A 25659-nucleotide genomic window follows, 5' to 3' on the forward strand; every position below is an offset into this window, starting at 1 on the left:
TTTCATGCGCTTCGTGATGTTCTGCCATTCACTCGTTTCCGATTGGAACCATGGCAATGCTCACTTCTTGCGCGGCATCTGCAGCGAGCTTGTCGCACGAGGCCACGAAGTGGCCGTGTACGAACCGCGCCGCGGCTGGAGCCGGGCCAACCTCGAGGCCGCACACGGCCGCAGGCCTGTGGAAGGCTTCGCGCGCGCCTACCCGGAACTGCAAAGCACGCCGTACGACCGCGCGACGCTCGACCTCGATGCCGTGCTCGACGGTGCGGACGTCGTGCTCGTGCACGAATGGAACGAGCCTGCGCTGGTGCGCCGCATCGGCCTGCACCGGCGCGACGGCGGCCGTTATCGCCTGCTGTTCCACGACACGCATCACCGCGCGGTGACGGACGAAAAATCCATGGCCGCCTACGACCTCACCCACTACGACGGCGCGCTGGCCTGCGGCGACGTGACTCGCGACCTGTACCGCAGCAAGGGCTGGGCACGCGATGCGTGGACGTGGCACGAGGCCGCGGACGTGCGGCGTTTTCATCCACGCCCCGAGGTGGCGCGCACCGGCGACCTGGTGTGGGTCGGCAACTGGGGCGACGACGCGCGCGTGGCCGAGCTCGACGAATTCCTGCTCGGACCGGTGCGCGACCTCGGGCTGAAGGCCCTGGTGTATGGCGTGCGCTACCCCGATCCCGCGATCGACCGCCTGAGCGGGGCCGGCATCGAGTACGGTGGATGGATCGCCAACTACAAGGTGCCGCTCGTGTTCGCGCGCCACCGGATGACGGTGCACTTGCCGCACCGGCCCCACGTGGAAGCGCTGCGCGGCGTTCCCACCATCCGCATGTTCGAGGCGCTGGCGTGCGGCATTCCACTGGTGAGCGCGCCCTGGCACGACACCGAGGCGCTGTTCACGCCGGGCCGCGATTTCCTCGTCGCGAACGACGGCACCGCAATGCGCCACCATCTGCGCGACGTGCTCGGGGACCGCGAATTCGCCGATTCGCTGGCGCAGCACGGCCTTGCCACGGTGCTCGCCCGCCACACCTGCGCGCACCGCGTGGACGAGCTGTTCGCCATCCTCGCGCAACTCGATCCGGGCGACTTCTCCATTTCCGCGGGGAGGCTGGTTGCATGAAGCGGCGGTTTCCGCGCGCGGGATGCTGCGCCTCGGAGAAGGCTTACAGCCGCCATCGGGTGTAGACGACACGAGCCGCACGCGAGCGGCACACGATGAAGCTTCATTGCAGTTCTTCCTTTTCCTTTTCTTCAACCCCGCCGGGGTACGGCTGCCCGGCATTTGCATGGAGCGATTTCATGACCAGCTACACCCACACAACCAACGGCACCACCACCAGCGTCATTCCCAACGACCAGGTCGTGGACGTGCTCGACGATCTCCTGGAAAACACGCGCGACGGCGAGTACGGCTTCCGCGCCTGCGCGGAAGAGGTCGACTCGGCGCAACTGAAGCAGGTGTTCCGTGAGCGCGCCGCCCAGTGCGCCAGCGCTGCATCGGAACTGGCGGGGCTCATCCGGCAGTACGGAGGCGAAGTCGATGACGGCGGCACGGTCGCCGGCGCCATGCACCGCGGCTGGGTGCACGTGAAGGGCAAGGTCGGCGCGGACAGCCCGCTGTCCATGCTGGAGGAATGCGAACGCGGCGAGGACGCGGCGGTCGCGCGCTATCGCAAGGCACTCAAGCAGGAACTCCCGGCGGACGTGCGTGCCGTGGTGCAGCGCCAGGCCGACGGCGCCAAGCGCAACCACGACCAGATCAAGTCCCTGCGCGACCAGATGCGCAGTGCCAAGGCCTGAGCTGCAGTCATGCGAAGAGCCGCCCCGGCCTGCTGCGCGCATGCGGCAGACCGGCAGGCGGCCTTCGCGCCGCGCCTCAGATGAAGGGCACCCCGCCCGTCACCGGAATGGTGGCGCCTGAGATGTAGCTTGCCTGGTCCGAGGCGAGAAGCACGTACACGGCCTGCAGCTCGGCCGGCTGGCCGGGTCGCTTCAGCGGCGTCTGGCTGCCGAATTCCCTGACCTTGTCGGGCGGCATCGTGGAAGGAATGAGCGGCGTCCAGAATGGACCGGGCGCCACGCAGTTCACCCGGATGCCTTTTTCGGCGAGCAGTTGCGCCATGCCCCCGGACATGTTCTGGATCGCGCCCTTCGTGGCCGCGTAGGCCACGAGGGTCGCGTTGGGCTTGTCGGCGTTGACCGAGGCCGTGCTGATGATCGAGCTGCCCGGCTTCATGTGCGCGGCCGCTGCCTTGCTGAGGAAGAAGGTGGCGTAGACGTTGGTGCGGAAGGTCCGGTCGAACTCTTCCTCGGAGATCTCGTCCAGCGACTTGTGGCTCATCTGGAATGCCGCGTTGTTCACGAGCACGTCGAGCTTGCCGAAGCGTTCGATGGCCGTGTCCACGAGCCGCCGGCAGTGCGCTTCCTCGCGGATGTCGCCCGCCACGCAGACGCAGCTGCGCCCCGCGCGCTCGACCCATTGGGCAGTGACGCGCGCATCTTCCTCTTCTTCGGCCAAGTAGGAGATGAGCACGTCGGCGCCCTCGCGCGCAAAGGCGAGCGCGACGGCGCGCCCGATGCCGCTGTCGCCGCCCGTGATCAGCGCGGCCTTGCCCTGCAGCTTGCCGCTTCCCACGTACGAGTTCTCGCCGGAGTCTGGCGGCGGGTCCATGCGGGACTGGAGTCCGGGCGGCTGCTGTTCGGGGGTGGAAAACGGCGGGCGCGGCGCCGCCTTGCGTGGGTCGGTCATGTGCGTTCCTTTCGAGGTGAAAGGGGTGTTCTTCATCCGCCCGTGTCGCAAGAATGTAGGAGCGCTGCGCTTTTTCGATGCAGGCGAAGGAGCCGGCAACCGGCAACTGCGCGAGCCCGTTTTTCGACGGCAGCCGACCGCTGCGTCCGCATCTGTCCGACATGGCGCGCGCGGCGCGCGCCGAACCTTGGCTTGGCCCGGACGACCGGCGCTCGCGATGGCCGATTTCCGGAAGTGCACCAGGAAGCGCGCCGACCGATGCACCCCGGGAGCCCGGGCCCCGCCCGTTGCGCGCCGCAACGGATCTCTTGCCGCAACGCAAGGAAGGACTTCGATGACCCAGGAACTCTTCGATCGATGCATTGCCGCGTGCAATGCCTGTGCCGCTGCATGCGGCCGCTGCGCGGCGGCATGCCTGCGCGAACCGGACGTGAAATCATTGGCCGCGTGCATCGCGCTGGACACCGACTGCGAGGCCATGTGCAGGCTCTGCGCATCGCTGATGGCCCGCGGCAGCGTGCACGCCAGGGCCGCCTGCGGGCTGTGCGCCGAGGTCTGCAGTGCCTGTGGCGACGAATGCGCCAGCCATGACCACGATCACTGCCAGGCATGCGCGACGGCCTGCAGGAGCTGCGCGCAGGAATGCCGCAACATGGCGGCGAGCGCACCCTGAGGACGTCGCGGCGGGGCGTATGGAAGCGCCATGCCGGGCGAAACACGCATCGGGATCTCCGGATGGAAGTACGCGCCATGGCGCGGCAAGTTCTATCCGCGGGGGCTTGCGCAGCGCCGCGAACTCGAATTCGCATCGAGGAAGGTGTCGACCATCGAGATCAACGGCTCCTTCTATTCCTTGCAGAGGCCCGAGTCGTACGAGGCGTGGCGAGAGCAGACGCCGGAGGACTTTCTCTTCGCGGTCAAGGGTTCGCGCTACATCACGCACATGATGCGTCTGGAGAACGCGGAGATCGCCCTGGCGAACTTCTTCGCTTCGGGCGTGCTCGCGCTGGGCGCCAAGCTGGGGCCGGTGCTGTGGCAGTTGCCGCCGCGCCTGGCCTACGACGCCGAGCGCATCGACGCCTTCCTGTCGGTACTGCCGCGCGACGCTCGCTCGGCACTGGGGCTTGCGCAATTGCACGACGAGCGCGTCGACGGGCGCAGCTTCCTGCAAGCGCCGCGCGGGCTTCGCATCAGGCATGCGATCGAAGTGCGGCATCCGAGCATCGCCACGCCCGACTTCGTGGCGATGCTGCGCCACCACGAGGTCGCGCTCGTGGTCGCCGACACGGCCGGGCGCTGGCCGCTGATCGAGGACATCACCGCCGACTTCGTCTACCTTCGGCTGCACGGCGACAAGGAACTCTATGCGAGCGGCTACAGCGACGAAGCGCTCGCGAAGTGGGCCGCGCGCATCGACGCATGGCGCCATGGCCGGCAGCTGGCAGGAGCGAGGCTGGCCTCGCCGCGTCCGGCGCGGCGCGGCATGCGCGACGTGTCCTGCTATTTCGACAACGACATCAAGGTGCATGCCCCGCACGACGCCGCCCGGCTCGCGCAGCGCTTGGGAGCCGGCGTGCCCGAGGCGTAGGACGGACCGATCACGCGCTTCAGGCGGCAGCCTTCACGGCCCGTCTTCCCACGGTCCGATAAATCCCGGCACACAACAACCGGAAGGAAGAAGCGTGAAGAAATCCATCTGGAAACTCTACGGATATGGCTGGGTCACTCTGGGCTTCTTCCTGGTCTCGCTGCTCGGGCATTGGGTGTTCGGCTGGTTTGCCTACGTGGACGAACAGAAGCAGTTCGGCCACCCCGTCGAGTTCGCAGGCTATGCGATGCAGATGGGCCGCGACACGCTGGAGAACTGGCAGTCGGAGTTCCTGCAGCTGCTGTGGCAGATCGGCGGATTGGCCTTTCTTCTGTACGTCGGCTCTCCTCAATCGAAGGAGGGCAATGACCGGGTGGAGGCGAAGATCGACGCCATCCTCGCGGCGGTCGATCCGAAGAACGCCGAAAAGCTGATCGACGAAATCGATCGCGAGTACGAAGGGCGCGACACCGATCCGCGCTGGGCGGCTGCGCGCGAGCGTGCGCAGTAGGCCGCCACGTCTCAAGTGGCGTACTGCAGCTGCTTCTGGACGATCGGGAGCAGCTTCACGGCCAGGGCCTTCAGCTCCGGATCCTTTGCCGTCGACTGGGTCTTCTGCAGCAGCTCGACGGTCGCCTTGTGCTGGCCGAAGCCGGACTGCGACATGTACTGCCGGTCGAAAGCGGCGCCCTTGAGCACCTTGAGTTCGGCAAGGGCGACGGCGTATCGTGCGCCCGGAACCGAAGGCAGCCGGATGTTCTTTTCCCTTGCGAAGAGTTCGGTCTCTTTCATGGCCTGCGTGTGGTTGTCGACCATGGTCCGCGCGAACTGCCGGATCTGGTCGCTCTGCGCTCTCTCGAGGGCGAGCTGGCCCGATTCGATCTCCGCCAGATTGGCCTCGGCAATGTCGCGCAGCAGGGCGCTGTCGGCCGGATCGAGCTGCCCGGTGGCGGCCTGCGCCTCGATGGCCGGCGCGTCGGCGGCGACCAGGATCTGGTGGCGTTGCGAATGCGTTGCCATCGACGAGGTCAGCAGCACTGCCAATATCGCCAACGTGCCGAGAACATGAAGGTGGAACGGGCGGCGGTGGTGGATGAGGATTCGATGTCGCCGTATTTGCATGCGAGCCTCCTGCAACACTTGGACGAGGCCATCGTAGGGATCCTCTCGCGCGAGCGCACGACGCCACACCCCCATGCGGGTGTAGGCAGTCGCCGCCAATGGACGCCGCGGCTGGGAAGGTCCGGCCGCCGGGTTGTTCGCCGCCGTCCTACAGACCGCATGCGGGATGGGCCTAAGTTGAACGGATGCGTGGAATGCGCTGCAACTCCACGTGATGTGCGGCTCGCGCGTGCGCGCCGTTTCTGTTTCTTTTCACAGGAGTTTCAAATGCACAAGATCAAGGACGTCATGAGCAAGGACGTGAAGGTCGTTCACCCCGACGCGACGCTCATCGAGGCCGCGCAGTCCATGCGCGACGGCGACTTCGGGATGATGCCGGTGGGCGAGGACGATCGCATGATCGGAACGATCTCCGATCGCGACATCGCCATCAGGGGCGTGGCGGAAGGCCTGGACGGCAAGGTCAAGGTCCGCGACGTCATGTCGACGGGTGTGCAATGGGCCTATGACGACGAGCCCGTCGAACGCGCGGCGCAGCTCATGGCCCAGCACCAGATTCGGCGCCTGCCGATCGTGAATCGCGAGAAGCGGCTCGTGGGAATCGTGGCCCTCGCCGACGTGGCGGTGAAGGAGCGCAGGGTCGAGCCCGCCGCCGAGGCGCTGTGCGGGATCTCCGAGCCGGTGCACGCCTGAACGCGCCCGCATCGGGTCTCGCGGAGGGGCGAATCGTTCAGAACTCGCCCTGTCCCCCGGTGCGGTCGTGGACCCACCGCATGGCCTGCTGCTCTCCATGGCGCAGCGCCTCGGCCTCGCTTGCATAGGCCGCGTTGTCCGTGTCGGCAGGAAGCCTGGCGTCCTTTTCTCCCGGCTCGTCCGGACGGCAAAACACGACCGGCCTGTAGAGGCCGCCATCGATGCGCTGGGTGCCGCAGGAAACGATCCAGCCGCGGTATGCGAAGGTGAGAAGCCGATCGACGACGTCGCTCGAGTCGGGTGTGCCCGGGGAGCGGGGAATGCTGGCAGTCATGGAAGTCCTTCGGGGTCGAAACTGGGCAGTCTTCAATCTGCAGGATTCGCGGGCCGTGCGTGTGAGAAACGGCCCACCGCTCGTGTCAGTCCTTCGCCTTACGCGGCAGCGCCACCCCCAGGTCCTTCAGCCACGCCTGCCAGGCCTCGTCGCGCTGCTGGGGGGCGCCGCGCAGCAATGCGGAGGGATGCAGGGTGACCAACACGGGCCGTCCCGATGGGTCGTCGTGCCAGCGGCCGCGCTCCTTCGTCACCGCCACCTGCCGTCCGAGAAGTGCGCGCGCTGCCGTGGCGCCCAGGGCGACGAGGGCAGGGGGCCGCACGAGATCGATCTCGTCCTGCAGCCAGTGATGGCAGGCTTCGGCCTCGCGCTGGGCCGGCGTCTTGTGCATGCGCCGCTTGCCGCGCAGCTCGTACTTGAAATGCTTGACCGCATTGGTCACGTAGAGCTCTTCGCGCGTCCAGCCCAGTTCGTCCAGCGCCCGGTCGAAGAGCTTGCCGGCCGGGCCGACGAAAGGCCTGCCCTGCACGTCCTCCTTGTCGCCGGGCTGTTCGCCGACCACCATGATGGCCGAGCGAACCCGGCCCTCGCCGCACACGGCCTGCGTGGCGCGCGCCCCGAGGGGGCATTCGCGGCATCGGTCGGTCGCCTTCTTCAGCTCGAGCAGCGCCTCGCGCGTGCGTGCGATCGAAAGGCGCGTGGACACGGCCGCTTCTCCTCAGGCGGTGATGGCGCCACGCTGGACAACCGAATCACTGACGGTACTTTTCATCGGAAGACTCCGGGCTCGTGGTCGAGGGCAGGGCGGAAAAGACCGACGTTCTTCCGTGCGAAGGCGCGGGCCCGCCGCGCTGCGCCGCCATGCGATGTCGGACGAGGCCGCGAATGGCGCTGCCGCTGCGCACACGAATGCCGCAGATGAAAAAATGGCCGCATGCCTTCCCGATCTGCCGCATCCCCAGGAGTGCTCGCCGACGAAAGCGCCGCGGGCCACACCGCGCTGCTGATCATCGACATGATCAGTTGCTGGGATTTCCCCGATGCGGAAAAGCTGCTCGTGCGCGCTGCGCGGATCGCGCGGCCCATCGCGGCGCTGAAGGCGCGGTGCCGCAAGGCCGGCGTGCCGGTGATCTACGCGAACGACAACCGGGGCCGCTGGCGCTCCGATTTCCGCGTGCTGGTGGACCAGGCGCTGGCACAGGGCGGCGCCGGTGCGGCGATCGCGAATGCGTTGATTCCCGACGCCGACGACTACTTCCTGCTCAAACCCAAGCAGTCCGCGTTCTTCGGCACGCCGCTCGAACTGCTGCTGCAGCACCTGGACGCCGATCGCCTCATCCTTACGGGCGTGGCGAGCGATCAGTGCGTTCTCGTGACGGCGAGCGAGGCCGGAATGCGCGACCTCTCCGTGGTGGTGCCGCGCGACTGCGTGGCCTCCCAGTCGGCCAGTCGCAACGACATCGTGCTGCGCCAGCTGAAGGAGTTCCTGAAGCTGCCGATCACGTCCGGCGCGCGGATCCGCCTGGCGGACCCGCGATCGCCGCGTCAGAAGCCGTAGTACTTGTTGATGGTGTCGCTGTACCGGTCGTCGTAGTCCGGCACCTGGTCGTCGGTGTAGCGCGGCGCCTTCTCGAGCGTGGCCTTGTCCAGCGGCACCACGTAGCCGTCCTGAGAGGTGTCGTACTTGAGCATGCTCCACGGAATGGGATAGCGGTCGGTGCCCATGCCGAGGAAGCCGCCGAACTCCAGCACCGCATAGCGGACCTGGCCCGTGAGCTTGTCGATCATGAGGTCGTCGATCGAGCCGAGCTTGTCGCCCGATGCGTTGTAGACGCTTGTCCCCTCGACGCGATCCGACGAGATCACGGTGGCAATGGAAGTGGCTGCCATGAATATCTCCTTGACGGCACCTCTGGGAAAGCGCCGGCGTTTGCTTGCAGAGCCCAGGGAGGGGGTGTCGCTCTGCGGGGGAGACGCATGGATCGGTTGCAGCACTGTCGCGCTGTAGGAGATTCCCCCATCCCGACGGCTGGAGGTTTGCGCGGCAATTATTCCTCTGCGGCCGGTGCCTCGGAGTCCTGCGGCGACGCTTGCTGCGCCTGTTGCTGGCCTTGCGGCGCATCGGCCGAAGTGGTCTCGATGCGCGCGCCATGGCTCCTGGGCACGATGCCTTTGACGAGGTGGCGGGGTACGTGGTGCGTCTTCACCAGCTGCGCGAGCATCTCGCTGCGCGCTGGCTCGCACGCCGGTAGAAACATGTGGAGTGCGCTCATGATGTCGTCCCGTAAATGCCAGGAGAGGAGAGCGGCCGGCCCGGCTGGAGGGCGCGGAGCCTCGGGGTTCGAGGTGACCTCTGGCATGGGTCGCCGGCATTATGAGCGCCTGGATTGCGCGACGCACATGCGGCCCCGCATCGGCCCCTCTGGCGTAGATGGCTTCGGTGCAGCTGTCCCGACCGCGACCTGTCCTGGGCCGCGGCAGTTGCCAAAAGAGCGCCGTGTGCCTCAAAATAACTTACCGTGCGACAGGTAATATGTTCAAGGACGCCCAAGGAGACATGATGACTTTCAATACGTTGCTGCTCGAGGTCAAGGACCGGATCGCGGTGCTCACGCTCAATCGCCCCCCGGTCAATGCCCAGAACGCCGAGCTGCGCAGCGAGCTGACGCAGGTGTTCGACGAGCTTTCCGACCGCGACGACGTCTCGGTCATCGTGCTCACTGGCAGCGGCAAGACCTTCTCGGCCGGCGCGGACATCCGCGAGCGGCCCAACCTCGGCGCCACGCCCGGCGCCTACGGCCGCCACAACCGCCTGGTGCGCGAGTCGTACTACGCGGTGGTGGAGTGCTCCAAGCCCGTCATCGCGGCCATCAACGGCCCGGCCATGGGCGCGGGCTTCGGCCTCGTCATGGCCTCCGACATCTGGGTGGCGTCGGAGGACGCCTTCGTCTCGATGCCCGAGATCAACGTCGGCCTGGCCGGCGGCGTGACCTTCCTGCAGGAGGTATTCGGCCGCTCGCGCGCGCGGCGCATGTTCTACACGGGCATGAAGGTCACCGGCCAGGAGCTGTACCGCCTCGGCCTCGTCGAAGCCTGCCTGCCGGCCGACGAGCTCATGCCCTACGCGATGGAGATCGCCGCCGAGATCGCCTCCAAGAGCCCGATCGCGCTGCGCCTGGCCAAGGAAGCGGCCCGCATGACGCAGGTGATGCCGTCGCGCGATGCCTACCGCTACGAGCAGGGCAACACGGTGGCGCTGTCGAAGACGGAAGACGCGAAGGAAGCGCAGCGCGCCTTCCTCGAGAAGCGCGCCCCCGTCTACACCGGACGCTGATGGCACACGGCACCAGGGCCTTGCGGCTACATGGTGCGTGCTATTATTTTTTGATCGATTGCGGACCGAGTGCATGGCTGTTCAGCCGCTGCCCCCGCAAGCTCCCACGCCAAGAATTTCAAGAGGACCTTCGCCCATGGCAACCCTGTCCAACGTCGCCGAGGCGGCAGATCCGGAACGGGGCTCCAGGCGCAAGTCCGACGTGCGCCAGGAGCAGCTGACCGAAATCGCCTGCCGGCTCTTCGCCAAGAAGGGCTACGAAGGCACCTCGCTGCGCGACATCGCCGACGAGGCCAAGATCACCAAGGCCGCGCTCTACTACCACTTCCCCAACAAGGAAGCGCTGTACGAGCGCATCGTGCTGGAGTCGATGCAGGCGCTGGTGGACTCGGTGCGCGAGGCCATGTCCCGCGGCAAGAGTCCGCTGGACAAGGTGCGCCTGTTCATGGAGTCGTCTGCCGACTTCCTGGACCGCAGCCGCAATTCCTGGATCGCGGGCTCCAACGCGTTCTGGTCCGGCAGCGAGGGCGATCCGCGCGCGGGGGCCGTCTACCTGCGCGACGAATACGAGCACCTCTTGCGCGACTGCATCGCCGAAGCCATCGCCAAGGGGGAGGTGCGCAAGGTCGACCCCGCCATCGCCGGACGCATGCTGCTGTCGATGCTCAACCACATCTGCCGCTGGCATTCGCCCAAGGGCCGCCTGAGCACCCGCGAAGTGATCGAGCAGTACCTCGACATGGCCTTCGGCGGCCTGCGCGCGACACCGAAGCGCTGAAGCTTGGCGACGCTGCGGCGCCTACGCGCGCCGCATCGCCTGGAAGGGTAAACCCGATTCGTAACTTACCGGCCGTTAAGTAAACTTCCTTCGAGATCCAGCGATGCAAGTCCTTCAACGATTCCTTCTCGCGATGTGCTGCGGCGCGCTTGCCGCGCTGCCGGCCATGGCCCTGGCGTTTCCCGACAAGCCGGTGCAACTCATCGTTCCGTACGCGGCCGGCGGGCTGACCGACAACCTCGCGCGCATCGTCGCCCCGGCGCTGTCGGCGCGCTGGGGCCAGCCCGTGGTGATCGACAACCGCAACGGGGGAGGGACTTCCATCGGCACCGCCGCGGCCGCGCGTGCGCCGGGCGATGGCTACACGCTGCTGCTCACCGCCTTCGGCTACATCGGCAATCCGCTGCTGATGAAGAACCTCCCCTACGACCCCGCCGCGCTGGTGCCGGTCACCATCGTGGCCGACGCGCCGAGCGTGCTGTTCGTGTCGGCCAGGCTGCCCGTGAACACAGTGCCCGAGCTGATCGCCTATGCCAAGGCGAATCCAAAAGGGGTCGTGTTCGCGTCCTCCGGCAACGGATCGAGCCCGCACATCGCCGCCGAGCTGCTGGCCTCGCTGACGGGCATCGACATCGTGCACGTGCCTTACCGCGGCAACGGTCCTGCGCTGAACGACCTGCTGGGCGGCCAGGTGCAGGCCATGTTCGATTCGGCCGCCTCGATGTCCTATGTGCGCGCCGGCCGGCTCAAGGCGCTCGGCGTTGCCAGCGACGCGCCCGTGGCGCGGATGCCCGAGGTCGTGCCCATCGCGCGCTCGGGCGTGCCGCAGCTTGCGGGCTTCGCCGCGGGCGGCTGGTTCGGGTTCTTCCTTCCGAGCAAGACGCCTGCAGAACTGCAGCAACGCATCTACGCCGACCTGCGCGCGGTGCTCGAGACACCCGAAGTGCGCGCGGCCCTCGAGCGCGCCGGCGTGGAGCCGCGCCTCATGACGCAACCGGAGTTCGCGGCCTACCTGCGCGCCGAGCACGACCGCTGGGCGCCGGTGATCCGCGAGCGCCGCATCCAGCTCGACTGAACAAGACCCGATGACCGCTTTCGAAAACAAGCACACCGATACATGACAACGCCAACACAGACCGATCCCTACGCCGCGTTCCGCGAGGAGCTGCGCCAGTTCGCCGCCGAGCAGTGCCCGGAAGAACTCAAGCGCTTCGTGCGCAGCAACCAGAAGATCACGCGCAACGAATACCGCATCTGGCAAGAGAAGCTGTTCGCCCGCGGCTGGGCCGCGCCCAACTGGCCGGTGGCCCATGGCGGCACCGGCTGGGACCTGCAGCAGCGCTACCTGTTCGAGGAGATCACCGCGCAGGCCGATTGCCCGCCGCAGTACCACCACGGCCTGGGCCACATCGGCCCGGTGATCCTGCACTTCGGCACCGAGGCGCAGAAGGCACGGTTCCTGCCGCGCATCCTCGACGGCAGCGAGTGGTGGTGCCAGGGCTATTCGGAGCCCGGCGCCGGCTCCGACCTGGCCTCGCTCAAGACCTCCGCGCGCCGCGACGGCGACCACTACGTGCTCAACGGCCAGAAGATCTGGACCTCGCACGCGCAGGAGGCCGACATGATGTACACGCTGGTGCGCACTTCGAATGAGGGGCGCAAGCAGGCGGGCATCTCGCTGCTGCTGGTGCCGATGAACACGCCCGGCATCGAGGTGCGCCCGATTCCCACCATCGACCACTGGCATCACGTCAACGAGGTGTTCCTCAACGACGTGCGCGTGCCGTGCGAGAACCTGGTCGGCGCCGAAGGCGAGGGCTGGAAGTGCGCCAAGTTCCTGCTCGACCGCGAACGCCTGTCGCCCGCGACCGTGCCGCGGCTGGCGCGGCTCGCCGAGCAGGTCGAGGAGCTGCTGGTGGCACGGCGCGACGCCAATGCCGCAGCCGCTGCATCGCCCAGCTTCCACGTGCTGCTGGAGCGCCTCTACCTCGCGCAGGCCGGCGTGAAGGGCGCACGCGAGATGCTGCTGAGCGCCATCCAGGAAGAAATGCAGGGCACGCTCGCGGCCTCCAAGTCGTCAGCGCTCAAGCTCTACTGTTCGGAGCTCTCGCAGCAGATCATCGGCATCGCGTTCGACATCGCGGGCCCGGCGCACGCGGCGCGGCTGGTGGCCGCCACCGGCGTCGACGCGCAGCAGGATGTCGATCTGCAGCGCGAGCTCGTGCACACCTATCTTTTCTACCGCTCGCGCACCATCGCCGGCGGCACCAGCGAAGTTCAGAAGAACGTCATCGCGCGCGACCTTTTCGGAGCCTGAATCCATGCCATTCCACGCAGAGCCGATGTTCCCCGGCGACCTCTACGACACGACGCTGCGCGTTGCCGCCGCTGCCACCACTACCGCCGATGCCGATGCCGATGCATCGAGCGCAACCTGGCGCCAGTTCCTGGGCCTGGGCTGGCAGGCCGTGCTGGTGGCCGAAGCCAGCGGCGGTGCCGGCGCCTCGCTGGGCGACATCGCCGCCATCGCCGAGGCGGCCGGACGCCACGCGCTGGCCGCGCCGCTGGTCGAACGCTGCGCCGTGGTGCCCACGCTGCTGTCGCACATCGGCGGCAACCCCGCCGCTGAAACGCTGCTGGGCGAGATCGCGAGCGGCGAGGCCTCGGTCTGCCCGGTGCTCGCTGTCGACGACGTGACGCCGGCCGCCCGCCTGCAAGGCGGACGCGTGGTGCTGCAGGGCAGCCTGCGCGGCGCAGACCTCACCGAACCCGTGACGCACCTGCTGGCGCTCGTCGCGCTGGACGGCAAGGACGCGCTGGTGCTGTTGCCGCGCGCCGTGCTGGCCGGCGCCGCACGCAGCTACACGGGCATCGATGCGCGCCACACCACCGACATCGACGTCGAGGGCCTCGCGCTGCCCGAGGCCGCCGTGCTGCTGAGCGGCGCCGCGGTCCGCCCGCTGGTGGACCACGCCAACGCGGTCGGCGCGCTGCTGTCGTGCGCGCAGATGGTCGGCGCCATCGGCGCGATGATCGAGCAGACCATCGAGTACCTCGGCACACGCGAGCAGTTCGGCGTGGCGCTCGCCACCTTCCAGGCGCTGCGCCACAAGGTGGTCGAGATGTACGTGGCCTACGAGAATGTGCGCGGCATGGTGCGCCAGCAGGTGACGGTGCTCGACGGCATGGGCTCTGCGTTGCCGGGGCGCGAGGTGCGGCGCGAACTGGCGCTGGTGAAGCTGTACCTCGCCGTCACAGGCCGCCAGGTCGCGGAAACCGCCATCCAGCTGCACGGCGGCATCGGCATGTCGCGCGAGCTGCCGGCGGCGCGGCTCGCCATGCATGCGCTGGCCTGCAGCCAGCAGTGGGGTGATCGTTTCAGCCAGCTCGACCGGCTCGCCGCCGATGCCGTGCTGCATTGAGGAGCTTGTGGTGCATTCACTCGATTCGCTCTTCAATCCCTCTTCCGTGGCGCTGATCGGCGCTTCGTCCGACCCTGAACGCATCGGCGGACGGCCGCTGCGCTTCATGCTCGAAGGCGGCTTCGAGGCGCCGCTCTATCCGGTCAACAAGAGCGGCGACACCATCCAGGGCCTGCCCGCCTTCGCCAGCGTGCTCGACATTCCGCACCCGGTCGACCAGGCCGTCATCGCGGTGCCGGTGGCCGGCGTGGAGGCGGCCGTGCGCGACAGCATCGGCAAGGGCGTGAAGGCGATCCAGGTGCTGACCGCCGGCTTCGCCGAGATCGACGCCGCGGGCCGTGCGCTGCAAGACCGCCTGGTGCAGATGTGCCGCGATGCCGGCGTGCGCATGGTGGGGCCGAACTCGCTCGGCCTGCTCAACGTGCCGACGCGCTTCTTCTCGACTTTCTCGACCGCGCTGAACGGCCTGAAGCCCGTGCCCGGGCCCATCGCGCTGGCCACGCAAAGCGGCGCCTTCGGCTCCGCGGCCTACGGCATGGCCTCGCTGCGCGGCCTGGGTTTCAGCAAGATCATCGCGACCGGCAACGAAGGCGACGTCGATGTGGCCGAGTGCATCGACTACCTTGTGGACGATGCCGACACGCGCGTCATCTGCGCCGCGCTGGAGTCGTGCCGCGACGGCGAGCGCCTGCGGCGCGCGCTGCTGAAGGCCGCGGCCGCCGGCAAGCCCGTGCTCATCATGAAAGTGGGCCGCACCGAGGCCGGCGCCGCTGCGGCTTCCACGCACACCGGTTCGCTGGCCGGCAACGACACGGTCTACGACACCGTCTTCGCAGAGTGCGGCGCGTGGCGGCCCGAATCGATCGAGGAGATGCTCGACATCGCCTATGCGTTCTCGGTCGCGCGGGCGCTGCCGCACAACGCCGGCATGGGCATCGTCACCGGCTCCGGCGGCATCGGCGTGCTGATGGCCGACGATGCCGGTGGGCGCGGCATGTCGCTGCCGCCGCTGCCCGAGGCCGCACGCCGCGCCGCGCTCGACCTGCTGCCGTTCGCGGTGGCGAGCAATCCGCTGGACATGACGGCGCAGGTCACCTCGGTGCCCAGCGGCGTGTCGCGCACAGTGGGCGTCATGCTGGACCACGCGGACTACGGCACAGTGTTCGCCTACCTCGCGCACGTGGGCCTGTCGCCGGAGCGCTTTGCCTCGACGCAGGCGGAACTGATCGCGCAGCGCCAGCGGCATCCGGACCGGCTCATGGTGCTGGTGATGCTATCCAAGCCCGAAGTCAACCAGACGCTCGAACAGCAGGGCATCCCGGTGTTCGAGGACCCGTCGCGCGCGGTGCGTGCGCTGGCCGCGCTCGCGCATATCTGTGCACGCCGCGAGACGCTTTACAAGCCCGTGCAGTGCGCGGCTGCCGTGCCGCTGCGCGGCGACGTGTCGACCGAGGACGGCGCCAAGCGCGCGCTGGCGCATGCGGGCCTGCCCGTGCTGCCCGAGCGCCTGTGCCGCAGCGCGGCCGATGCGGCGGCTGCCGCGCGAACGCTGGGCTTTCCGGTGGTCGCGAAGATCGTCTCGCCCGACATTCCCCACAAGACCGAGGTCGGCGGCGTCATGCTGCGCCTGCAGGACGCGGCGGCGGTCGAGGCCGCGTACGACGAGCTGATGGCGCGCGCCCGCAAGGCGCGGCCCGAGGCGCGGCTCGAAGGCGTGCTGGTCGCGCCGATGCTGCAGGGCGGTGTCGAGGTGATCCTCGGCATCCACCGCGACCCGACCTTCGGGCCGATGGTGATGTACGGCTCCGGCGGCACGGCCGTGGAGCTCTTCAAGGACGTGGCCTTCGCCTCCGCGCCGTTGACGCCCGTGCGTGCCGCCGCCTTGATCGAGCGCGTGCGCTCCACGCAGCTGCTGCGCGGCTGGCGCGGCGGCCCGCGCTACGACGAGGCAGCGCTGGCCGACGCCCTGTGCCGCCTGTCCGACTTCGGCATCGCCCATGCCGACGAGCTCGAAAGCGTCGACATCAATCCGCTAGTGGTTCGCACCGACGGCGCCGCCTGCCTCGACGCGGTGATCGTGCTGCGCGGCACTGAAACGAAGGAGCATTCGCATGCAGACTGAAGGACGCCTGATCGCACTGGAGGCCCGGCTCGAGGCGCTGAGCGCGCGCGAGGCGATTCGCGCATGCCTCTATCGCTATTGCCGCGGCATCGACCGCTGCGACGAGGCGGCGCTGCGCTCGTCGTACTGGCCCGACGCCACCGATCGCCACGGCCCCTACAGCGGCGGCGCCAGCGGCTTCATCGATTGGGCGCTGGCAAAGCTCAAGGAGGGCGGCCGCTTGATCCACACGATCGGCAACATCGCGATCGAACTGCGCGGAGCCGAGGCCGCGGTGGAAAGCTACTTCCAGGCCTTCCAGACCGACACCGACGCGCAGGGCAAGCCGCGCGAGACCTTCCTTTGCGGCCGCTACATCGACCGCTTCGAGCGGCGCGGCGCGGGCGAATGGCGGGTGGCCGCGCGCACCGTGGCCTACGACTGGATCCGCGAGTCGGCGGCGCCCGCCGGCACCGAGGCCGAGCGCTTCGGCGTGCGCCAGCCGATCGGCGGGCGCGCGCCCGACGACCCCTGGTACGCGCTCCTGGCGTCGCTGCCCCCGGCAACTACCTGACGAAACCTCCGTTCTCTTCGACTACCGCCCCCGGCCTTGCCGCAGGGCGGCCTTCTGCATGCCGGCCGACAACCACGCGTTGACGGCGGCCAGGCCCTTTGCAAGGCGGGCCTGCAACCAGAAATCCCATACGAGGAGACAAATCTTGTCGAGTTTCTTGAACACCCCGCGTCGCATGCCGCTCGCTGTGACGCTTTTTGCCACCGGCCTTTGCGGCGCATCGCCAGCGCTGGCCCAGCAGGCACAGAAGGAAGAGTTGCGCCAGATCGTGCAGCCGGCGGGGGGCATGGCGGCCTCGCCGTCCAGCCTCACGATGTACGGCCTGATCGACACCAGCCTGGCATCGGCCAGCAACGCCGGCGGACGTGTGAGACGGATGGACAGCGGCCACATGAACGGCTCGCGCCTCGGGTTCAAGGGCAGCGAAGACCTGGGCGACGGACTGCGCGCCAACTTCCTGCTGGAGATGGGCCTCAACTCCGATGCGGGAACGATGGGCCAGAACCAGGGCGCGGGCGCCAAGTCGTTCGGCCGCGGAGCGATCGTCGGCCTGTCGGGCTCGATAGGCGAGATCCGGCTCGGGCGCACCGTGGTGGCCATCGGCTCTGAGGTGCAGGCAGTGGGCGATGCCTTCGGCCTGGGCGGCGGCGGCAACCTGCAGGGCATCCAGCCGGCGCCGGGGCGGGTCAACAACACCATCTGGTACCAGTCGCCGAATTTCGGCGGCTTCATCGCCAAGCTGTCCTACTCGCCGGGAGAGACCACCGTGACCAGCGGAACGGCGACGAGCTCCAGGTCTGGCACGAGCACCGCTGCCTCGGTGTTCTACCTCAAGGGCGGGCTGAGCGCCGCCATCGGCTATTCCACCTACAGGCAACTGGCAGATGCAAGCACCCTGCATTGGTTCCATTCCGCCGCGGCCTACGACTTCGGTGCCGCCAAGCTGTTCGGCTCGTACGCGACCTTCCGCAATCCGGGCGCTGCGGTCACGCCGGCCACGCATGCCGCCGCAGACAACAACCTCATGTTCGCGGGCTTCCCGTTGGTGGGCTACTACAGCGGACAGGACGACCGCAGCGCGTCGATCGGCATCGCCGTGCCCTTTGGCGTGAGCACTGTGCTCGCACAGGTGGTGCGTGTCGATGACAAGGGGCCGTTGAATCGTGACGCCACGCAGTTCGGCATCGCCTACATCTACGCGCTGTCGAAGCGGACCAGCCTGTACGCCGACTACGGCCGCATCCGCAACCACAACGGCGCGGCGTATGCGGTGACGGGCGCCACCTCCCAGGCCGGGTTGGACCGCGGCGGCAACAGCCACGCCACCCACGTCGGGGTGCGCGTGGCGTTCTAGCCTATGGTTCACCCGGTGGAGGCACGCATGTGCGACAACTACCATCGCATGCGTGATTTCTGAAGGACATCGATGCCCATCGGCACAGTCAAATCGGCCACGCGGGTGCTTCAGGTGCTGGAGCATTTCGCGCAGGTGCGCACGCCCCTGGCCCTCAAGCAGATCAGCGACGCGCTGGGGTATCCGCAGTCCAGCACCACGGTGCTGCTGAAGAACCTCATCGCGCTGGGCTACCTCAACTACAACCGCGCCGATCGCGTGTACTTCCCCACGCCGCGCGTGGCCTCGCTGGGCGATTGGGTCACGCAGGCGCTGTTCGGGCAAGGCCGCGTCGTCGAGGTGATGCGCGACCTGCACAGCGCCACGGGCGAGACGGTGTCGATCTGCATGCTCAACGACATCTACCTGCAGTACATCCGCGTGATCCAGTCGACGCACCAGCTGCGCTTTCACACCGACGAGGGGAGCATGCGGCCGCTCACGCTGTCGGCGATGGGGTGGCTGCTGCTGACCGACCGCTCCGATGCCGAGATCGAGAAGCTCGTGCGCCGCGCCAACATCGCCACGCCGCGCAAGGAAGACCGCGTGCCACTGGAAGTCGTTGCGGCGCACGTGGCCGACGCGCGCGAGCGCAAGTCGATCTACATGGAGAACATGCCGCTGCTCGGTGGCGCCACCGTCGGCGTGGTGCTGCCTTGCCTGGTGCAGGGGCGCATCGCGGTGCTGGGCATGGGTGGCACCATCGAGCGCATGCGCCCGCATCGTGCGCGCTACACCGCGCTCATGCGAAGGCTCGTGCAGCAGCTGGAAGAAGACGGGACCGCATAGCGCGGAAATCACGGATGTAATGTTGTTCAGCGCCAGTGTGATTTTCTTGATGGGCTTCCCCACGGTGGGCATCATTTCCCTTGCACGCAAACCTGCCCGCCGTGGCCGGAATCAACAAGGAGACACACATGACCGCCGAACCCATCAACCTGCATTCATCTCACCATCCATTGAACCCGCATACCGGCGCCAGGCGCGTCGACGTGGTCGTTGTCGGCGCCGGCTTCGGCGGCATGTACGCCACGTACCGCTTCCGCGAGATGGGCTTCAGGGTGCAGGGCTTCGAAGCGGGCGGCGACGTCGGCGGTGTCTGGTACTGGAACCGCTACCCCGGTGCGCGCGTCGACCTGCCGAGCATCGACTACAGCTTTTCGTTCTCTCCCGAGATCGAGCAGGAGTGGACGTGGTCGGAGCAGTTCGCGGCCCAGCCCGAGCTGCTGAAGTACATCAACTTCGTGGCCGACAGGCTCGACCTGCGCCGGCACATCCAGTTCAAGACGCGCGTGACCCGCGCGGTGTGGGACGAGGCGCGCAAGCTGTGGACCGTGACGACCGATCGCGGCGACACCTACGAGGCCACGTACTGCATCATGGCGACCGGCCCGCTGTCGATTCCCAAGGACCCCGAGATTCCGGGCATCGACCGCTTCAAGGGCCAGCTGCTGCGCGCCGCCAAGTGGCCGCACCAGCCCGTCGGTTTCGCCGGCAAGCGCGTGGGCGTCATCGGCACCGGATCGACGGGCATACAGATCGTGCAGGAAGTGGGCAAGGAAGCCGGCGAGCTTTTCGTGTTCCAGCGCACGCCCAGCTTCACCATGCCGATGCGCAACGAAGCGCTCGAGTCCGACTATGTGGCCGAGGTCAAGCGCAACTACGCCAGCATTCGCGAATCGGCCCGCAACAGCGCTGTGGGGGGCGTGCGACCGCAGTCCACGCGGGCCTTCTTCAGCGTGACGCCCAGGCAGCGCCAACAGCTGCTCGAAGACGCCTGGAAGAACGGCGGGCTTGCGATGCTCGGCACCTTTTCGGACCTGCTGGCCAACCCGGAAGCCAACGAGCACGTGGCCGAATTCGTGCGCGGCAAGATCGGCGAGACCGTGAAGGACCCGGTGACGGCCGAGAAGCTGAAGCCGCGCGGCTACCCCATCTTCGCGCGCCGCCCCTGCCTGGACAGCAGCTACTACGAGACCTTCAACCGGCCCAACGTCCACCTGAAGGACTGCATTGCCGACCCGATCGTGGAGATCACCGAGCGCGGCGTGAAGACGCAGGCCGGCGAGGTCGAGCTCGACATGCTCATCTTCGCCACCGGCTACGACGGCCTCACGGGCGCGCTGCTGGCCTTCGACATCGTCGGGCGCGACGGGCGCACGATGAACGAGAAGTGGAAGGACGGCGCGCGTTCCCACCTGGGCCTGATGATGGAAGGCTTTCCCAATCTCTTCATGACCACCGGACCGAACGGCCCGGCCGCGCTCGCCAACATCATCCGCATCAGCGAGCACGACGTCGACTGGATCGCCGCGGCCATGACGCACATGGAAGAGAACGGCCTGTCGACCATCGAGCCGACCGCGCAGGCCGAGCAAGCCTGGATGGACCTCGTCTACGCGCTCTCGCAGCGCACGCTGCTGACCAAGGCCAAGACCTGGTACGTCGGCGCGAACGTGAAGGACAAGCCGCAAGGGCTCACGCTCTTCACGGGCGGCTTCCTGAAGTACCGGGAGCATTGCGCCGCGGCGGTGCAGGGCGGTTATCGCGACTTCGTGTTCGAACGCGTGCAGCAGGCACTCGCGGCCTGACGCCAGGACGGGGACCCGCTGTTGCGGGTCCCGGGGCCTTACACGGCCAGCGTGCCGCCGTCCACCGGCAAGGTGACGCCGTTGACGAAGCTCGCGAGCCCGGAGGCCAGGAACACCGCAGGCCCCGCGAGCTCGTGCGGCTGGCCGAGGCGGCCGGCCGGAATGCGCTGCATGAAGCGGCCCAGCCGCGCCGGATCGGCGCGCGTGGCCTCGGTCATCGGCGTTTCGATCACGCCCGGCGCGAGCGCGTTGACGCGGATGCCGTCCGGCGCAAGGTCGAGCGCCAGCGTCTGCGTGAACATCTTCACCGCGGCCTTGGAGGCCGAGTAGCCCAGCGCGCCGCCCTGGGCGATGAACGCGGCCCCCGAGGCCACGTTGAGGATGCAGCCCCGCGTGCGCCGCAAGGCCGGCAGCCACGCATGCACGGTGTTGAACACGCCGAACAGGTTCACGTCCATCGTGCGGTGCAGGTTCTCCTGCGCGCGCGGACTGTCGATGCCTTCGCGGATGATCACGCCGGCGTTGTTGACCAGCGTGTCGATGTAGCCCGCGGTGTCGTGCACCGCCTCTGCCAGCGCGAGGCAGGCCTGGGCATCGGATACATCGAGCGCGTAGGCCCAGCCCTCGACGCCGGCGGCGTGCACGGCCGCCAGTGTTTCGGCGCAGCGATCGCTGCTCAGGTCGGTCACGACGACGCGTGCGCCCGCCTGGGCATAGGCCGTTGCGATGGCGCGGCCGATGCCGCTGGCAGCGCCGGTCACCAGCGCCAGCCGGCCGGACAGCAGGCCGGGCGTGGCCGGCCAGGTGGAGGGAAGGTCATGGGCTGCCATGGGCGTGCTCCTCAGGAAGCCGCGGCGCGGCGCTGCCGGCGCGCGGCGAGATGCGAATGGAACTGGCCGACGATGCCCTTGCGGAACAGCATGACGACCAGCACGAAGACGACGCCCTGGATGATCAGCACCCATTCGGCGAACGAGGCGAGGTAGTTCTCCATCGACACGATGACGATCGAGCCGACGACGGGGCCGAGCAGCGTGTGCATGCCGCCGACGATGCAGATCAGTAGCGCCTCGCCCGAGGTGGCCCAGTGCACGTCGGTCAGCGAGGCGAGCTGGAACACCAGCACCTTGAGCGAACCGGCCAGCCCCGCCAGCCCGGCCGACAGCACGAAGGCCAGCAGCTTGTAGCGGTTGACGCGGTAGCCCAGCGACTGGGCGCGCGGCTCGTTGTCGCGAATGGCGCGCAGGATCTGGCCGAAGGGCGAATGCACCACGCGGTAGATCAGCCAGAAGCCGAACACGATCAGCGCCGCGACGAAGTAGTAGAGCACCAGGGTGTTCTGCAGCGAGAACAGGCCCAGCACCATCGGGCGCGGGATCTCCTGGATGCCGTCTTCCCCGCCGGTGAAGGGCATGCGCAGCGCAATGAAGTACACCAGCTGCGCGAAGGCCAGCGTGATCATGGAGAAGTAGATGCCCTGGCGGCGAATGGCCAGCAGGCCCGTGACCAGCCCCACGAGCGCCGCCGTGGCCACGCCCGCGAGGATGCCGGCCATGCCGTCCCAGCCCCAGACCTTGACCGCGTGCGCCGTGACGTAGCCGGCGGTGCCGTAGAACATGGCGTGGCCGAAGGACAGCAGGCCCACGTAGCCCACCAGCAGGTTGACCGAGGCGGCGAGCAGCGCGAAGCACATCAGCTTCATGAGGAACATCGGATAGACCGCGAATGGCGCGATGGCGAGCGCCGCCAGGGCGGCTGCCAGCAATGCGATGTTCGTGCGGCGGTGGAGAGCGTCCATGTCGGCTTTCTTCAGTAGGCGCGGCCGAACAGGCCGTGGGGTCGGACCGCGAGGACCAGGATCATCACGACGAAGATGACGACGCCGGCGCCGTCCGGATAGAAGATCTTGGTGAGCCCTTCGATCGCACCGAGGCCGAAGCCCGTGACGATGGAGCCGAGGATCGAACCCATGCCGCCGATCACCACCACAGCGAACACCACGATGATCAGGTTCGAGCCCATCAGCGGGCTCACCTGGTAGATGGGCGCGGCCATCACGCCGCTGAGGCCGGCAAGGCCCACGCCGAGGCCGTAGGTCAGCATCAGCATGCGCGGCACGTTGATGCCGAAGGTGCGCACCAGCGGCGCGTTCTCGTTGGCGGCGCGCAGGTAGGCGCCGAGCTTCGTCTTCTCGATGAAGAACCAGGTGCCCATGCACACCGCCAGCGCGGCCACGATGACCCACACGCGGTACATCGGCAGGAAGGTGACGCCCACGTCCAGGCCGCCCGACAGCGGGTTGGGGTAGGGCTGCCCGCTCACGCCGAACTGCAGGCGGAACGCGCCCTCCATGAGCAAGGCGACGCCGAAGGTCAGCAGCAATGCATAGACATGGTCCAGCGTGTACAGGCGCCGCAGCATCCAGCGCTCGAACAGCAGCCCGAAGGCCGCCACCACCAGCGGCGCGATGACGATCGCGCCCCAGTAGCCGATGCCCAGGTACTCCAGCAGCCCCCAGGTGACGAAGGCGCCCAGCATGTACTGCGCGCCGTGCGCGAAGTTCACCACGCGCAGCAGCCCGAAGATGATCGACAGCCCCAGGCTCATCAGCGCGTAGAAGGCGCCGTTGATGAGGCCGACCATCAGCTGCCCGATCAGTGCCGCCGGGGGAATTCCGAGTAACCCGTCCATCTTGTGGTGTGTCCTGCGTTGATTGCGTTGCTCAGAGCCCCAGCAGGGACTCGATGCGGCTGCGCTGCGCGTCCAGCTCGTCGCGGCGGAAATGCGCCGCGACCTGGCCTTCCTCGATCACGTAGAAGCGATCGGCCAGGGTGGATGCGAAGCGGAAGTTCTGCTCCACCATCAGCACGGTGAAGCCGCGCTCGCGCAGCATGCCGATGGTCTGGCCGATGCGCTCGACGATCACGGGCGCGAGGCCTTCCGTCGGCTCGTCGAGCAGCAGCAGCCGCGCGCCGGTGCGCAGGATGCGCGCGATGGCCAGCATCTGCTGCTCGCCGCCCGACAGCCGCGTGCCGGGGCTGTGGCGGCGCTGCAGCAGGTTGGGGAACAGCGTGTAGATCTCGTCCACGCTCAGGCCGCCCGGGCGCAGCACCGGTGGCAGCATCAGGTTCTCTTGCGTCGTGAGGCTGGCGAAGATGCCGCGCTCCTCGGGGCAGTAGGCCAGCCCGAGCCGTGCGATGGCTTCGGGCTGCAGGCCGATGGACGGTGTCGAGCCGATGCGGATCTGCCCTTCGCGCCGGCCGAGCAGGCCCATGATGGCGCGCAGCGTGGTGGTCTTGCCGGCACCGTTGCGTCCGAGCAGGCAGACCACTTCGCCCTCATGCACTTCGAGGTCGATGCCCTGCAGTGCCAGTGTTTCGCCGTACCAGCCGCGCAGGCCTTCCACGCGCAGCATGGCGGTGGTGGCCGCCGCTTCCAGGGTCTCAGGCATGCGCGCCTCCCACATAGGCTTCGATCACGCGGGCGTCGCGCGACACCTCGTCGTAGCTGCCTTCGGCCAGCACCTGGCCGGCCTGCAGCACGGTCACGCGGTCGCACAGCGCCTCGATGACCTTCATGTTGTGCTCGACCATCAGCACGGTGCGCCCCTTGGCCGCGTCGCGGATCAGTTCGACCACGGGGCCGATGTCTTCGTGGCCGAGGCCGGCCATGGGCTCGTCGAGCAGGATCATCTCGGGGTCCATCGCGATGGTGGTGGCGAGCTCCAGCGCGCGCTTGCGGCCGTAGGGCAGCTCGCCGGCCATCGTGTCGCGCCAGTGCGTGAGGCCCACGCGCTCCAGCAGCTCCATGGCCCGCGCGTCCAGGCTGCGCAGCACGCGCACGTTGCGCCAGAAGGCAAAGCTGCCGCCGGCCTTCTTCTGCAGCGCGACGCGCACGTTCTCCAGCACCGTCATCTGGCCGAACACGGCCGAGATCTGGAACGAGCGCACCAGGCCGGCCATGGCCACCGAGGCCGGGTCGCTGCGCGAGATGTCGCGGCCGTTGAAGGTCACGCGCCCGGTGCTCGGCCGCAGGAAGGTGGTCAGCAGGTTGAAGCAGGTGGTCTTGCCCGCGCCGTTAGGGCCGATCAGCGCATGCACGGAATGCCGGCGCACGCGCAGGTCGACGTTCTTCACGGCGAAGAAGCCGCTGAACTGCCGGCTGAGCTGGTGCGCTTCGAGGATGGTGTCCATGGCGTGGGCGGGCCCGGTGTTCAGAGAAAGGCGTGCGTCACGCCGCCGTCGACCAGCAGCGATTCGCCGGTGATGAAGCTGCTGTCGGACGAGGCGAGGAAGCAGGCGGCCTTGGCCACGTCGTCCACCGCGCCGAGCCGCTTCATCGGCGTCTTGGCCAGGCGGACCTGAGTCTTCTCGGGTGTCAGGTTGATCTTCACGCCTTCGGTCTCGATCGAGCCCGGGCAGATCGCGTTGACGCGGATGCCGCGCGGCCCTAGGTCGACCGCCGCCGAGCGCGTGAGGCCCACCACGCCGGCCTTTACGCCGCAGTACAGCATGCCCTCGGGCAGGCCGAGATAGGCCGCCGACGAGGCGATGTTGACGATGCTGCCGCCTTCGCCCATGGCCTCGGCCGCCACCTGGATGCCCCAGGCCACCGAGTTGAAGCCGGTGCCGACCATGCGCTCGAGCATCTCGGGCGTGATGGCCTCGATGGGGCCGTAGCGCACCCAGATCGCGTTGTTGACCAGGATGTCGAAGCGGCCGAACTGCTGCTTCAGCGCCGGGATGGACTGGGCGAAGGTGTCGCGGCGCGCCACGTCGCCACCGAAGGTCACGGCACGGCCGCCTTGCGCCTTGATGGCTTCGGCGGCTTCGCGCGCCAGGTCTTCCTGCCGGTCGAGCACGCCCACCACGGCGCCTTCGGCCGCCAGGGCTTCCGAGATGGCGCGGCCGATGCCGCGTGCACCGCCGGTGACCAGCGCCACCTTGCCTTCGAAACGTCGAGTCATGT

29 protein-coding genes are annotated in these 25659 nt (G+C 68.1%); 17 read left to right on the forward strand and 12 right to left on the reverse strand.

Annotation, left to right across the window (positions count from 1 at the left end):
* Positions 1 to 4 precede the first annotated feature (4 nt).
* Complete coding sequence (locus tag ACEOAB_RS10600; protein WP_495653705.1) at positions 5 to 1132, forward strand: CgeB family protein; 1128 nt, start codon at positions 5 to 7, stop codon at positions 1130 to 1132.
* A gap of 179 nt (positions 1133 to 1311) precedes the next feature.
* A complete protein-coding gene (locus ACEOAB_RS10605; RefSeq protein WP_413749057.1) occupies positions 1312 to 1812 on the forward strand; it encodes a ferritin-like domain-containing protein in 501 nt (166 codons plus the stop codon).
* Positions 1813 to 1888: 76 nt separating this feature from the next.
* On the opposite strand, the gene ACEOAB_RS10610 is transcribed toward ACEOAB_RS10605, so the two are convergent.
* Positions 1889 to 2761 carry an SDR family oxidoreductase gene (locus ACEOAB_RS10610; protein WP_413749056.1) on the reverse strand — a complete coding sequence of 291 codons (873 nt, stop codon included), beginning with the start codon at positions 2759 to 2761 and terminating at the stop codon, positions 1889 to 1891.
* Between the two features lie 334 nt (positions 2762 to 3095).
* Here ACEOAB_RS10610 and ACEOAB_RS10615 point away from each other — a divergent pair, with 334 nt between their 5' ends.
* The 3 genes from ACEOAB_RS10615 (at position 3096) to ACEOAB_RS10625 (ending at position 4860) form a co-directional block, all read left to right on the forward strand.
* Positions 3096 to 3434, forward strand: a complete 339-nt coding sequence (locus ACEOAB_RS10615; RefSeq protein WP_413749055.1) for a four-helix bundle copper-binding protein — start codon at positions 3096 to 3098, stop codon at positions 3432 to 3434.
* A 30-nt stretch (positions 3435 to 3464) separates the two neighbouring features.
* Positions 3465 to 4349 carry a DUF72 domain-containing protein gene (locus tag ACEOAB_RS10620; RefSeq protein ID WP_495653706.1) on the forward strand — a complete coding sequence of 295 codons (885 nt, stop codon included), beginning with the start codon at positions 3465 to 3467 and terminating at the stop codon, positions 4347 to 4349.
* 94 nt (positions 4350 to 4443) lie between these two features.
* A complete protein-coding gene (locus ACEOAB_RS10625; RefSeq protein ID WP_413749053.1) occupies positions 4444 to 4860 on the forward strand; it encodes a DUF6766 family protein in 417 nt (138 codons plus the stop codon).
* 11 nt (positions 4861 to 4871) lie between these two features.
* Here the strand turns inward: ACEOAB_RS10625 and ACEOAB_RS10630 are convergent, their stop codons facing one another.
* Positions 4872 to 5471, reverse strand: coding sequence for a DUF4142 domain-containing protein (locus ACEOAB_RS10630; protein WP_413749052.1), 600 nt, complete (start codon positions 5469 to 5471; stop codon positions 4872 to 4874).
* Between the two features lie 267 nt (positions 5472 to 5738).
* Between ACEOAB_RS10630 and ACEOAB_RS10635 the strand changes: the two genes are divergently transcribed.
* Positions 5739 to 6164, forward strand: a complete 426-nt coding sequence (locus ACEOAB_RS10635) for a CBS domain-containing protein (protein WP_413749051.1) — start codon at positions 5739 to 5741, stop codon at positions 6162 to 6164.
* A gap of 37 nt (positions 6165 to 6201) precedes the next feature.
* Here the strand turns inward: ACEOAB_RS10635 and ACEOAB_RS10640 are convergent, their stop codons facing one another.
* Together ACEOAB_RS10640 and ACEOAB_RS10645 are read right to left on the reverse strand one after the other, a co-directional pair.
* Entirely contained in the window at positions 6202 to 6498 is a 297-nt protein-coding gene (locus tag ACEOAB_RS10640; RefSeq protein ID WP_413749050.1) for a hypothetical protein, read from the reverse strand.
* An 85-nt stretch (positions 6499 to 6583) separates the two neighbouring features.
* Positions 6584 to 7204 (reverse strand): UdgX family uracil-DNA binding protein, encoded by a 621-nt coding sequence (locus ACEOAB_RS10645; protein ID WP_413749049.1) that lies wholly within the window; start codon positions 7202 to 7204, stop codon positions 6584 to 6586.
* 258 nt (positions 7205 to 7462) lie between these two features.
* Here ACEOAB_RS10645 and ACEOAB_RS10650 point away from each other — a divergent pair, with 258 nt between their 5' ends.
* Entirely contained in the window at positions 7463 to 8056 is a 594-nt protein-coding gene (locus ACEOAB_RS10650; protein WP_413749048.1) for a cysteine hydrolase family protein, read from the forward strand.
* On the opposite strand, the gene ACEOAB_RS10655 is transcribed toward ACEOAB_RS10650, so the two are convergent.
* Together ACEOAB_RS10655 and ACEOAB_RS10660 are read right to left on the reverse strand one after the other, a co-directional pair.
* Positions 8044 to 8388, reverse strand: coding sequence for a PRC-barrel domain-containing protein (locus tag ACEOAB_RS10655; RefSeq protein WP_413749047.1), 345 nt, complete (start codon positions 8386 to 8388; stop codon positions 8044 to 8046). The genes ACEOAB_RS10650 and ACEOAB_RS10655 overlap by 13 nt on opposite strands.
* 158 nt (positions 8389 to 8546) lie before the next feature.
* Positions 8547 to 8771 (reverse strand): hypothetical protein, encoded by a 225-nt coding sequence (locus tag ACEOAB_RS10660; RefSeq protein WP_413749046.1) that lies wholly within the window; start codon positions 8769 to 8771, stop codon positions 8547 to 8549.
* Between the two features lie 287 nt (positions 8772 to 9058).
* Between ACEOAB_RS10660 and ACEOAB_RS10665 the strand changes: the two genes are divergently transcribed.
* From ACEOAB_RS10665 to ACEOAB_RS10710, 10 genes are all read left to right on the forward strand, one after another.
* A complete protein-coding gene (locus ACEOAB_RS10665; protein WP_056599925.1) occupies positions 9059 to 9832 on the forward strand; it encodes an enoyl-CoA hydratase/isomerase family protein in 774 nt (257 codons plus the stop codon).
* A gap of 136 nt (positions 9833 to 9968) precedes the next feature.
* Positions 9969 to 10610 carry a TetR/AcrR family transcriptional regulator gene (locus tag ACEOAB_RS10670; RefSeq protein WP_413749045.1) on the forward strand — a complete coding sequence of 214 codons (642 nt, stop codon included), beginning with the start codon at positions 9969 to 9971 and terminating at the stop codon, positions 10608 to 10610.
* A gap of 103 nt (positions 10611 to 10713) precedes the next feature.
* On the forward strand, positions 10714 to 11685 hold the full coding sequence (locus ACEOAB_RS10675) for a Bug family tripartite tricarboxylate transporter substrate binding protein (RefSeq protein WP_495653707.1): 972 nt from the start codon (positions 10714 to 10716) through the stop codon (positions 11683 to 11685).
* Between the two features lie 42 nt (positions 11686 to 11727).
* The gene (locus tag ACEOAB_RS10680) at positions 11728 to 12927 is read left to right on the forward strand and encodes an acyl-CoA dehydrogenase family protein (protein WP_056599731.1); all 1200 of its coding nucleotides are present in this window, start codon (positions 11728 to 11730) and stop codon (positions 12925 to 12927) included.
* 4 nt (positions 12928 to 12931) lie between these two features.
* Positions 12932 to 14032, forward strand: coding sequence for an acyl-CoA dehydrogenase family protein (locus tag ACEOAB_RS10685; RefSeq protein ID WP_495653708.1), 1101 nt, complete (start codon positions 12932 to 12934; stop codon positions 14030 to 14032).
* A 10-nt stretch (positions 14033 to 14042) separates the two neighbouring features.
* Positions 14043 to 16154, forward strand: a complete 2112-nt coding sequence (locus tag ACEOAB_RS10690) for an acetate--CoA ligase family protein (RefSeq protein WP_495653709.1) — start codon at positions 14043 to 14045, stop codon at positions 16152 to 16154.
* Positions 16144 to 16707 (forward strand): nuclear transport factor 2 family protein, encoded by a 564-nt coding sequence (locus tag ACEOAB_RS10695; RefSeq protein ID WP_495653710.1) that lies wholly within the window; start codon positions 16144 to 16146, stop codon positions 16705 to 16707. Before ACEOAB_RS10690 ends, ACEOAB_RS10695 begins: the two co-directional genes overlap by 11 nt.
* Positions 16708 to 16852: 145 nt before the next feature.
* Complete coding sequence (locus ACEOAB_RS10700; protein WP_413751050.1) at positions 16853 to 18061, forward strand: porin; 1209 nt, start codon at positions 16853 to 16855, stop codon at positions 18059 to 18061.
* A gap of 72 nt (positions 18062 to 18133) precedes the next feature.
* Positions 18134 to 18889, forward strand: coding sequence for an IclR family transcriptional regulator (locus tag ACEOAB_RS10705; RefSeq protein ID WP_056599714.1), 756 nt, complete (start codon positions 18134 to 18136; stop codon positions 18887 to 18889).
* A gap of 128 nt (positions 18890 to 19017) precedes the next feature.
* A complete protein-coding gene (locus tag ACEOAB_RS10710) occupies positions 19018 to 20691 on the forward strand; it encodes a flavin-containing monooxygenase (RefSeq protein ID WP_413751049.1) in 1674 nt (557 codons plus the stop codon).
* Positions 20692 to 20729: 38 nt separating this feature from the next.
* Here the strand turns inward: ACEOAB_RS10710 and ACEOAB_RS10715 are convergent, their stop codons facing one another.
* The 6 genes from ACEOAB_RS10715 to ACEOAB_RS10740 are packed head-to-tail and all read right to left on the reverse strand — an operon-like array spanning position 20730 to position 25657.
* Positions 20730 to 21521, reverse strand: a complete 792-nt coding sequence (locus ACEOAB_RS10715; protein WP_413748871.1) for an SDR family NAD(P)-dependent oxidoreductase — start codon at positions 21519 to 21521, stop codon at positions 20730 to 20732.
* An 11-nt stretch (positions 21522 to 21532) separates the two neighbouring features.
* Positions 21533 to 22489 carry a branched-chain amino acid ABC transporter permease gene (locus ACEOAB_RS10720; protein WP_413748870.1) on the reverse strand — a complete coding sequence of 319 codons (957 nt, stop codon included), beginning with the start codon at positions 22487 to 22489 and terminating at the stop codon, positions 21533 to 21535.
* Between the two features lie 11 nt (positions 22490 to 22500).
* Positions 22501 to 23382, reverse strand: a complete 882-nt coding sequence (locus tag ACEOAB_RS10725; protein WP_007833006.1) for a branched-chain amino acid ABC transporter permease — start codon at positions 23380 to 23382, stop codon at positions 22501 to 22503.
* Positions 23383 to 23413: 31 nt separating this feature from the next.
* Positions 23414 to 24142 carry an ABC transporter ATP-binding protein gene (locus ACEOAB_RS10730; protein ID WP_082572481.1) on the reverse strand — a complete coding sequence of 243 codons (729 nt, stop codon included), beginning with the start codon at positions 24140 to 24142 and terminating at the stop codon, positions 23414 to 23416.
* A complete protein-coding gene (locus ACEOAB_RS10735; RefSeq protein ID WP_056599694.1) occupies positions 24135 to 24884 on the reverse strand; it encodes an ABC transporter ATP-binding protein in 750 nt (249 codons plus the stop codon). The genes ACEOAB_RS10730 and ACEOAB_RS10735 overlap by 8 nt, the downstream gene beginning before the upstream one ends.
* A gap of 20 nt (positions 24885 to 24904) precedes the next feature.
* A complete protein-coding gene (locus tag ACEOAB_RS10740; RefSeq protein ID WP_413748869.1) occupies positions 24905 to 25657 on the reverse strand; it encodes an SDR family NAD(P)-dependent oxidoreductase in 753 nt (250 codons plus the stop codon).
* Between the last annotated feature and the right edge of the window lie 2 nt (positions 25658 to 25659).

This window comes from Variovorax sp. Varisp53 (genome assembly GCF_059491555.1).